We start from the raw sequence: 9,456 nt of genomic DNA, 5'->3' as shown, positions 1-9,456 counted from the left end.
GCCCGGCTACTACAAGACCGGCGCCTACGGCATCCGCATCGAGAACCTCGTGCTGGTGGTCGAGAAGCAGGTCGCGGGCGCTGAAAAGGAAATGCTCGGCTTCGACACCCTGACCTTCGCCCCGATCGAGCGCCGCCTGATCGTGCGCGACATGCTCAGCGAGGACGAACTAGCCTGGCTCAACGCCTACCACGCGGCGGTGGTGGAGAAGATCGGCCCCAGCCTGCAAGGCGAAGACCGCGCCTGGCTAGAGCAAGCCAGCGCCCCTCTTTAGAAGCACAAAAACCCGTTCGTCCTGAGCGAAGTCGAAGGGCGTAGCTCGGCCGCCGTGCAAACGCCCTTCGACTACGCTCCGCTTCGCTCAGGACGAACGGGGTTTCTCATCGGCCGGAGTTCCTGCTTCCCGCGCCTGGGCCTTCCGTTTCCGCAAATTCTCTCTCAGCGCGGCGGCCAGCCGCTCGGCCTTCGCCCGCTCCTTGTCCTGTCCTCCCGCGCCCATCCCTTACCTTGACAGCACAAGCGCGCCACGGCCATAGGCCCGGCGTCCCCGGACATGCTGCCGTAGCTCAGTGGTAGAGCGCATCCTTGGTAAGGCTGAGGTCGTGAGTTCAATCCTCACCGGCAGCACCATCCTCGCCCACAGCCATGCCGGGGGCATGGCGAGGACGAGGATGACTCGCAAGGACTGCCGGGGGCAGTCCGCGAACAGAAATCCTTTGCCTCACCCGTAATCCGGCTGCAGCAACCCTTCGATGACATGGTGCTGCAGCACCGGCTCGAGCCGATCCGCCACGCGGCACGTCAGATGATCGCGAACTTGGCCCGGCAACCCGTCGAAATACGCCCGCGTCACCTGCAAATCATGATGCGCCGCATTGCTCGCGTCGGGGGCGTCGGCGCCGACCACCAGCACCGGCCGCGCCACGCCCGAGCGGTTGGCGGTGCCGCGGTGGATGGTCAGCGCCGAGCGCGCCGACATGTCGCCGCGCTGCGGCAATCGCGGCGATTTGCGCGCCTCGTAGCGCTCCCACAGCTCATGCGGCGGGAACATGTCGTCCTTGCAGCCCCGGATATCGTCCCACTGCGTCCCCAGCGCGACCTCGAACGCCCCCATCTCCATCGTGCAATCGACCGTCGGCAGGTTGAACGCCAATGAATTGAGCCGCCGCCCGGTCAGCGTCGCGGGCGGCGAGGGGAAGTCGCGGTGCCACGGCTGGTCCGCCGCGCCCGGGAACGGAATGTCGAACCCGACCTCGACGATTTTGTACTCGGGCCCGAGCACCGCCTCGCACACCGCGACGAACCACGGGTGGGTGGCGATATCGACAAAGCCGCTGATCCGCTCGGGCTGGACTTCGACATACCAGCGCTGCGGCCCGCGCGGCAGCGCGCCGTGCGGAACCGCGATCGCCGCATCGAACAGCGCCATGATCTCGCCGTGCAGCACATCGGCCCAGTCCGGCGAAAAGGCGCCTTTGCGCGCGATGATGCCGTCGCCGTACAGCCCGCGCATGATCGCCGCGACATCGTCATCCTTAGGCGCCGGGCCCATCCGCGTCTCCACCTGTCCGCGCCTCGACAATTAATCACCTTTGGCTTGCCTTGCGAGCGGCGATGCGGTTGGGACGCCTGCCATGCGCTTTTTCTCGGACAATGCGGCGGCCGCGCACCCGGCGGTGATCGAGGCGATCGCCGCCTCCAACCGCCTCGATACCGCCTATGACGGCGATGCCTACAGCGCGCAGCTCGACGCCGCCTTCTCCGACCTCTTCGAAACGCAGGTCAAAGCCCTGTGGGTGACCACCGGGACCGCCGCCAATTGCCTCGCGCTCGCCGCTCTGTGCCCGCCGCACGGCGCCATCGTGTGCCACCGCGACGCGCATATCGAGGTCGACGAGGCCGGCGCGCCGGGCTTCTTCACCCACGGCGCCAAATTGATGCTGGTCGACGGCCCCGGCGCCAAGCTCGCGCCCGATGCAGTGGGCGCAGCGATCGACCGCATCCGCAAGGACGTCCACCAGGTCCAGCCCAAGGCACTGTCGATCACCAACGCCACCGAATACGGCCTCGCTTATTCCGCGGGAGAGGTCGGCGCCTTGGGCGAAACGGCGAAGCGCCACGCCTTGCGCTTCCACATGGACGGCGCGCGCTTCGCCAACGCCATCGCTTCGACCGGCGACCGCCCCGCCGACGTCACCTGGCGCGCCGGGGTCGAGGCGCTGAGCTTCGGCTTCGTCAAGAACGGCGGCTTGAACGCGGAGGTGCTGATCCTGTTCGACACCTCGCTGGCGGACGAAATCGCGGTCCGCCGCAAGCGGGCGGGACATCTCGCGTCCAAGGGCCGCATGCTCGCCGCGCAAATTCTCGCGCTGCTCGACAACGACCTGTGGCTGGCCAACGCGCGCGCCGCCAATGCCGCCGCGCAGGCGCTGGCCGGCGCCGCGCCCGACCGCCTCGTCTACCCGGTCGAAGCCAATGAGATTTTCCTCCGCATGACGCCCGAGGAAGCGGCCTCGCTGCGCGCGGCGGGTTTCGATTTCTACGATTGGGGAGCCGGCGAAATCCGCCTCGTGACCAGCTGGGATTCGGACCCCGAGACGGTCGAGCAGCTCGCCAAGGCGATCGCCGCGCTGTGAATCTTCACCCAAGCGGAGCACAATGGGGCAGGGGCGAAATCATCCTGCCGTTCATCGTCTTCACCACCATCTGGGGCACCACCTGGATCGTCATCCGCGATCAGCTCGGCGACGTCCCCGCGCAATGGTCGGTGACCTACCGCTTCATCATCGCCGCCGCGGCGATGGCGGCGCTGACGCGGTGGAAGGGGGAGAGCCTCAGGCTCGGCCGTGACGGCCTGGTGGTCGCCGCGATCCTCGGCTTCCTCCAGTTCGTGATCAACTTCAACGCGGTCTACGTCGCCGAGCACCACATCACTTCCGGACTGGTCGCGACGGTGTTCGCGCTCTTGATGATCCCCAACAGCCTGCTCGCCTGGGCCGTGCTCGGCCAGCGCCCGAGCGCGCGCTTCGCCTGGGGCTCGCTGGTCGCGGTCGCCGGCATCGCCTTGTTGTTCGCGCATGAGCTCGGCGAGCATCCGGCGCGCAGCGACGCGATCCTGATCGGCATCGCGCTGACCGCGGTCGGAATCCTCGGCGCGTCGGCGGCGAACGTCTACCAGGCGCGCGAGCAGGTGAAGCGCTTCCCTCTGTTCGCGCTGCTGACCTGGGCGATGCTGCTCGGCGCGGTGATGGACGGCATCATCGCGCTTCTCGTCGCCGGCCCGCCGGTGATCGAGGCGCGGCTCGGCTATTGGCTCGGCCTGGTCTATCTCGCGGTATTCGCCTCGGCGCTGGCGTTCAGCCTGTACCTGCCGGTGGTGCGCAAGATCGGCCCCGGCAAGGCGGCCTATTCAAGCGTGCTGGTGCCGATCATCGCGATGGGTTTTTCGACCTGGCTCGAGGATTACCGCTGGACGTGGATGGCCGCGGCCGGCGCCTTGCTCGCGCTCGGCGGGATGCTGCTTGCGCTCAGCCGCAGCCGCTCGGTTGTCGCCTGCCCCGACGCCGCCTAAGGCCGCGGCCATGACCGACGCCCGCATGAACCCCGAAGCGCCGCCTTCGCCCGAGCATCTGACCATCCGCCGCGAGGATTACCGCCCGCCCGACTGGCTGGTGCCGGCAATCGCGCTCGATTTCAGCCTCGACCCGGCGACTACGCGGGTGCGCGCGCGGCTCGAGGTCGTGCGCAACGGCGATCACGACCGCCCGCTCCGCCTCGACGGCGCCGAGCTGACCGCACGCAAGGTCGCGCTCGACGGCGGCGAGGCACAGTGGCGGATGGACGGTGAGGCGCTGGTGATCGAGATCGCCGGCGACCGCGCGACGGTCGAGACCGAGGTCGAGATCGTCCCCGCCACCAATACCCATCTGATGGGCCTCTACGCCTCGGGCGGCGGGCTCTACACCCAGTGCGAGGCCGAGGGTTTTCGGCGTATCACTTTCTTCCCCGACCGCCCCGACGTGCTCAGCCGCTACACCGTGCGGATGGAGGCCGACCAGGCCGCGTTCCCGGTGCTGCTGACGAACGGCAACCCGCTCGCCACCGGAACCGCCGATGGCGGCCGCCACTGGGCGGAGTGGGAGGATCCGTTCCCCAAGCCCGCCTATCTGTTCGCTCTGGTCGCCGGCGACCTCGCCGCCAACCGCGACACTTTCACCACCATGTCGGGCCGCAAGGTCGATCTCGCGATCTGGGTGCGCGAGGCCGATCTGCCCAAGACCGGCCATGCCATGCAGGCATTGAAGGACGCGATGGCTTGGGACGAGCGGGTCTACGGCCGCGAGTATGACCTCGACCTGTTCAACATCGTCGCGGTCGCCGATTTCAACATGGGGGCGATGGAGAACAAGGGCCTCAACATCTTCAACTCGCGCTACATTCTGGCCGACACCGAGACCGCCACCGACGCCGACTTCGACGCCATCGCGGGGGTCGTCGCGCACGAATATTTCCACAATTGGTCGGGCAACCGGGTGACCTGCCGCGACTGGTTCCAGCTCTCCTTGAAGGAGGGCTTCACCGTGTTCCGCGACCAGAGCTTCTCGGCCGACATGGGCTCGGCCGCGGTCAAGCGGATCGAGGATGTGCGGCTGCTGCGCGCGATCCAGTTTCCCGAGGACGACGGCCCGCTCGCCCACCCGGTGCGCCCCGACAGCTTCATCGAGATATCCAACTTCTACACCGCGACGGTCTACAACAAGGGCGCCGAGCTGATCCGCATGTTCCACACCATGCTGGGCGAGGAGAAGTTCAGGGCCGGCACCGACCTTTATTTCGAGCGCCACGACGGCGAGGCGGCGACCTGCGACGATTTCGTGAAAGCGCTCGAGGACGCCAGCGGCGCCGACCTCTCGGCCTTCAAGATCTGGTATTCCCAAGCGGGGACCCCGCACGTCACCGCGCGGCTCGATCGCGACGGGGACAAGGCGATTCTCCACCTCGCGCAGCGAGTCACGCCGGACAAACAGCCGATGCCGATCCCCCTGCGCACCGCCTTGCTCGGCGCCGACAGTGGCGCCGAGATCGCGCCCGAGCGCCTGGTCCTGCTCGACCAGCCCGAGCACAGCGTGGTCTTCGATGATATCACCGAGCAACCGTTGCTCTCGATCAATCGTGGCTTCTCGGCTCCCGTCATCATCACCGCCGACCGCCGCCCCGGCGAACTGGAAAAACTAAGCGCCGCCGATCCCGACCCCTTCGCCCGCTACGAAGCACTGCAGCAGATGATGCTCGCAGTGCTTCTGGCCCGCGCCCGCGGCGAACCCGCCGATGCCACGCCATTGATCGCCGCCGCCGCCAACACGCTCCGCTCCAACGCGCTCGATCCCGCGTTCAAGGCCGAGGCGATCCTGCCGCCGTCGGAAAGCCTGATCGCCGACCGCCTCGAGCTGGTCGATCCCGACGCAGTCCATGCCGCGCGCGACAGCGTCCGCGCCGAGCTCGGCGCCGCGCTGGCCGGTCCGCTCGCCGAGGCGCACGCCCAAACCGCGCGCGGCGACGACCTCTCCCCGACGGCCAAGGGTGTCCGCCGCCTGCGCTCGGTCGCGCTCGGCTTGCTCGCTGCGGGCGACCCACAGCGCGGTGCGGCCTTGGCCAAGGCGCAGTTCGATGCGGCCGACAATATGACCGACCGCCAGGGCGCGCTGGCGATCCTCGCCTCGCTCGACGGCCCCGAGCGCGATGCCGCGCTGGCCGCCTTCTACGAGCGCTTCAAGGACGACGCGCTGGTGCTCGACAAATGGTTCGGCCTGCAGGCGTCGGCCCAACGCGCCGACACCCTCGCCCAGGTCGAAAAACTCGCCTCGCACCCCGCGTTCACCATCACCAACCCCAACCGCCTGCGCGCGTTGGCGGGGACGTTCGGGATGAACCAGTGGGCGTTCCACTCAGGGCAGGGGCGCGGCTACCAATTCCTCGCCGAGATGATCCTCGCCGCCGAGCGCCTCAATCCGCAGGTGGCGGCGCGGCTGGTCCCGCCGCTCGGCCGCTGGCGCCGCTTCGAGCCGGTCCGCGCCGGCTTGATGCGCGACGCGCTCGAACGCATCGCGTCCGCGCCGGGTTTGTCAAAAGACGTCTTCGAGCAGGCCTCGAAAAGCCTGATCTAGCCGCCGATCCAGCCCGCCGCTTCCAGAGCAACCTGGTTGGCGGCGCGGTTAAGCGCGACCCCGACGCTGGTGGCATCGTCACCCGACGGCACCCGCGCCTCGAAGCGGCGGGTCTCGACCCGCGTCCCGCCGGCGGTCGACAGCGCGCCGTCGAACTGCACGATCACCGATTGCGCGGCGGCGTCGTAGCCGAACTTGTGGATTTGTCCGGTGACCAGCAGCCCGGGGTCGAGCGCGGCCTGCTTGGGGTCGAGCACGACGCGCGTGGTGGTCCGCCGCACGGTCTCGCTAAGCAGATCCTTGAACAAGCGGTCGGGGGTGTCGACCCACTGCAGGTCCTTGACGTAGGCGACCTCGGTGTAGCTGACCTGCACCGGCACCTTCACCGTGCGCAATTCCTTGGCGATCACCGGCACCGCGATGGTCACCACTTCGCCCGCCGCCGCCGAACGCCGAGATTCTGCCGCGGGCGCGGCTTCAGGCGTCAGCGTCAGCAGCGACACCGGCGCCTTGCCCGCGCCGAGCATCCCGCCGACCGAACAGCCGCCGATGGCAAGGGCCAGCGCGAGCGGCGCTGCGATACGCGTCACCAGGTTCATCAGCGTTTCCTCGGCTTGTATTCGGGCAATTTTTCCGGCCCCAGCGCGCCGCCGATGCCGCCCTGCTCGAGCCGCTCGGAGAAGCCGCGCATCGATTCGGACAGCTCGCGCAGGTCGCGCACCAGGCGATTGGCTTCGGGCAGAGTCGACTTGGTCAAATTCTGGATGCCCGGCCGCGCATCGCTGATCATCGCGTCGAGATTGGCGGTGGCGCGCTCCACCCCGGCGATCGCTTTGCGCAAATCCTGCGCCGCCGGGCGGCCTTCCTCGGCGACCAGCGAATTGGTGGTTTGCGCCAGCTCGGCGATCCGCTGCGCGGCGACCCCGGCGTTGCGCGCCGCGATCCGCGCGTCGCCGATCGCGTCGGCGAGGTCGGGCGCGCGCTTGGCCAGCACGTCCGTTGTGACCTCGATATTCTCGAGGATGTCGGACACCGCATTCTGGTTCTTGTCGCTGAGCAATTCGGTCAGCCGCTCGGTCAGCCGCTGGATGCGGTCGATCAGTTCCGGCGCGCTGTTGAGCAAGGCGCCGAGCCCGCCCGACGACGACGGGATGACCGGGCACCCCTGCGGCCCGGATTGGGTGATCGGGCGCCCGCCCTTGACCGCGCCGCTGAGCTGGATTTCGCGGACCCCGGTAAAGCCGACGCCCTTGATCTGCGCGGTGGTGCCCTGCAGCACCGGGGTTTCGTTATCGACCTCGATCCGCACCCACACGAACTCGGGCCGCTCGGGGAGCAGCGAAATCTGCGTGATCTGGCCCACCGGAACGCCCGAGAAGCTGACCACCGAGCCCTTGTTCAGCCCGCCCACGCCTTGCGCGAAATAGACGTCGAAGCATTTCTTCGGGACGTTGGAGAGGCCCGCCAGCCACACCGTGAACAGCAGCAGCCCGGCAAGCATCGCCAGCACGACCGCGCCGACCAGCACATGGTTCGATCTAGTTTCCATCAGGCCCCGACCGCTTCCTCATAACTGCCCGCCGCGGCGCGTCCGCGCGGCCCGTTAAAATATTCTTGAATCCAAGGATGGTCCAAAGCGAGCAATTCTTCAATCGTCCCCACCGCGACGACCTTGCGGTCCGACAGCACCGCCACGCGGTCGCAGATCGAATGCAGGGTGTCGAGGTCGTGGGTGATCAGGAACACCGTCAGCTCGAGCTTCTTCTGCAGAGCGCGGATGAGGTCGTCGAACGCCGCCGCGCCGATCGGGTCGAGGCCGGCAGTCGGCTCGTCGAGGAACAACAGTTCGGGGTCGAGCGCCAATGCCCGCGCGAGCCCGGCGCGCTTGCGCATGCCGCCCGATAGTTCGGACGGGTATTTCGGCCCGGCGTCGGCCGGCAGCCCGCTCATCGCGATCTTGTAGGACGCGATCTCGTCGAGCAGCGGCGGCACGATGTAAGGGAAATATTCGCGGATCGGGACCTCGACATTCTCCGCCACGGTCAGGGTCGAGAACAAGGCGCCGTTCTGGAACAGGATTCCCCAGCGGCGACGGATGTTCTTGGCCTCGTCTTCGTTGCGGTCGATCATGGTCTCGCCGAGCACGTCGATCTCGCCCGCCGACGGCCGCTGGAGCCCGATGATCGAGCGCATCAGCACCGACTTGCCGGTGCCCGACCCGCCGACCACGCCGAGAATTTCGCCGCGCCGCACGTCGAGGTCCAAGTTCTCGTGAATGATCTGTTCGCCGAAGCTGTTGTCGAGCCCGCGCACCGAGATGATGATGTCGTCGCGGCCGTCCTGATTGGCGTCGCGCGGGCCCTGGTGGATGGGGTTGGTCATTTCCACCCCAGCGAGCTGAAGAACACCGCGAATACCGCGTCGAGCACGATAACGAGGAAGATCGACTGCACCACCGCGGTGGTCGTGCGCAGGCCGACTTCCTCCGAATTGCCCTGCACGAGCATGCCCTGGAAGCAGCCCGCCAGCGCGATGATGAAGCCGAACACCGGCGCCTTGATCAGGCCAATCCACAAGTCGGTGATCGGGGTCACCTCCTGCAGCCGCTGGATATAGGTCAAAGGCGGGATCTCGAGCACGATCCACACGAAGATGCCGCCGCCGAGCAGTGACATCAGCATCGCCCAGAACGCCAGCAACGGCATCATGATCACGCTCGCCAGCATGCGCGGGATGACCAATGCCTCGATCGGCGACACGCCGATGGTGCGCATGGCGTCGATTTCCTCGGTGATCTTCATCGTCCCGATCTGCGCCGCATAGGCCGAGCCCGAACGGCCGGCGACCATGATCGCGGTCATCAACGTGCCGAGCTCGCGGATGGTGATGCGGCCGATCAGGTTGATGGTGTAGACCTCGGCGCCGAACTGCTGGAGCTGGACCGCGCCCTGCTGGGCGATGACGATGCCGATGAGGAAGCTCATCAGCCCGATGATGCCGAGCGCGCGCACCCCGACGACGTCGAAGCGCTGGACGACGGCGTTGATGCGGAAGCGCTTGGGCCGGCGGGCGACGGCGACGAAGCCCATCAGCACCGCGCCGAAAAAGCCGAGCAGGCCGTGCAAGGTGGTGCCGGTCTCGCTGACCCAGCCGCCAAGCTCGCCGACGACGCGGACGACCCCGCCTTTTTCCTCCGGCCGTACCTTGGCCGGCTTGTCGTTCTCGGCGACCTGATCGAGCAGGCCCTCGACCTGCTTGCTGGCGCCGACCACCTTGGCCTGGCGGTCGCGGA

The 9,456-nt window shown here is 67.8% G+C and carries 9 protein-coding genes and 1 tRNA gene; 5 read left to right on the top strand and 5 right to left on the bottom strand.

The features are described from left to right. On the top strand, positions 1-274 hold a 274-nt coding region (locus RMP08_RS04370; RefSeq protein WP_310467767.1), incomplete at its 5' end, for a M24 family metallopeptidase C-terminal domain-containing protein. Positions 275-555: 281 nt separating this feature from the next. Next, a tRNA-Thr gene (locus tag RMP08_RS04365) sits at positions 556-630 on the top strand. Positions 631-721: 91 nt separating this feature from the next. Here RMP08_RS04365 and RMP08_RS04360 read toward each other — a convergent pair. After that, the gene (locus RMP08_RS04360; RefSeq protein ID WP_310467766.1) at positions 722-1,552 is read right to left on the bottom strand and encodes a phytanoyl-CoA dioxygenase family protein; all 831 of its coding nucleotides are present in this window, start codon (positions 1,550-1,552) and stop codon (positions 722-724) included. An 82-nt stretch (positions 1,553-1,634) separates the two neighbouring features. Here RMP08_RS04360 and RMP08_RS04355 point away from each other — a divergent pair, with 82 nt between their 5' ends. The 3 genes from RMP08_RS04355 to pepN are packed head-to-tail and all read left to right on the top strand — an operon-like array spanning position 1,635 to position 6,164. Next, entirely contained in the window at positions 1,635-2,636 is a 1,002-nt protein-coding gene (locus tag RMP08_RS04355; protein ID WP_310467765.1) for a beta-eliminating lyase-related protein, read from the top strand. Further along, positions 2,633-3,571, top strand: coding sequence for an EamA family transporter (locus RMP08_RS04350; RefSeq protein ID WP_310467764.1), 939 nt, complete (start codon positions 2,633-2,635; stop codon positions 3,569-3,571). The genes RMP08_RS04355 and RMP08_RS04350 overlap by 4 nt, the downstream gene beginning before the upstream one ends. A 10-nt stretch (positions 3,572-3,581) precedes the next feature. Beyond that, positions 3,582-6,164: an aminopeptidase N gene (gene pepN / locus RMP08_RS04345; RefSeq protein ID WP_310467763.1), complete on the top strand. Its 2,583-nt coding sequence runs from the start codon at positions 3,582-3,584 to the stop codon at positions 6,162-6,164. On the opposite strand, the gene RMP08_RS04340 is transcribed toward pepN, so the two are convergent. The 4 genes from RMP08_RS04340 to RMP08_RS04325 all read right to left on the bottom strand — a co-directional run. Continuing rightward, entirely contained in the window at positions 6,161-6,763 is a 603-nt protein-coding gene (locus RMP08_RS04340) for an ABC-type transport auxiliary lipoprotein family protein (RefSeq protein WP_310467762.1), read from the bottom strand. The genes pepN and RMP08_RS04340 overlap by 4 nt on opposite strands. Next, positions 6,763-7,713, bottom strand: coding sequence for an MlaD family protein (locus RMP08_RS04335; protein WP_310467761.1), 951 nt, complete (start codon positions 7,711-7,713; stop codon positions 6,763-6,765). Before RMP08_RS04335 ends, RMP08_RS04340 begins: the two co-directional genes overlap by 1 nt. Then, a complete protein-coding gene (locus tag RMP08_RS04330) occupies positions 7,713-8,546 on the bottom strand; it encodes an ABC transporter ATP-binding protein (RefSeq protein WP_310467760.1) in 834 nt (277 codons plus the stop codon). The genes RMP08_RS04335 and RMP08_RS04330 overlap by 1 nt, the downstream gene beginning before the upstream one ends. Further along, positions 8,543-9,456, bottom strand: a 914-nt coding sequence (locus tag RMP08_RS04325) for an ABC transporter permease (protein ID WP_310467759.1), incomplete at its 5' end; no start/stop codon positions are given. The genes RMP08_RS04330 and RMP08_RS04325, both read right to left, overlap by 4 nt.

It is taken from the genome of Sphingomonas sp. (assembly GCF_031426035.1).
In the GTDB taxonomy this organism is placed as follows: domain Bacteria; phylum Pseudomonadota; class Alphaproteobacteria; order Sphingomonadales; family Sphingomonadaceae; genus Sphingomicrobium.
This window is presented reverse-complemented; position numbering and strand designations above follow the sequence as displayed.

Bases quoted from the DNA above. Each gene is read 5' to 3' on its own strand.
- RMP08_RS04340 (WP_310467762.1), bottom strand. From the start codon at position 6,763: ATGAACCTGGTGACGCGTATCGCAGCGCCGCTCGCGCTGGCCCTTGCC.
- RMP08_RS04360 (WP_310467766.1), bottom strand. From the start codon at position 1,552: ATGGGCCCGGCGCCTAAGGATGACGATGTCGCGGCGATCATGCGCGGG.
- RMP08_RS04335 (WP_310467761.1), bottom strand. From the start codon at position 7,713: ATGGAAACTAGATCGAACCATGTGCTGGTCGGCGCGGTCGTGCTGGCG.
- RMP08_RS04330 (WP_310467760.1), bottom strand. From the start codon at position 8,546: ATGACCAACCCCATCCACCAGGGCCCGCGCGACGCCAATCAGGACGGC.
- pepN (WP_310467763.1), top strand. From the start codon at position 3,582: ATGACCGACGCCCGCATGAACCCCGAAGCGCCGCCTTCGCCCGAGCAT.
- RMP08_RS04355 (WP_310467765.1), top strand. From the start codon at position 1,635: ATGCGCTTTTTCTCGGACAATGCGGCGGCCGCGCACCCGGCGGTGATC.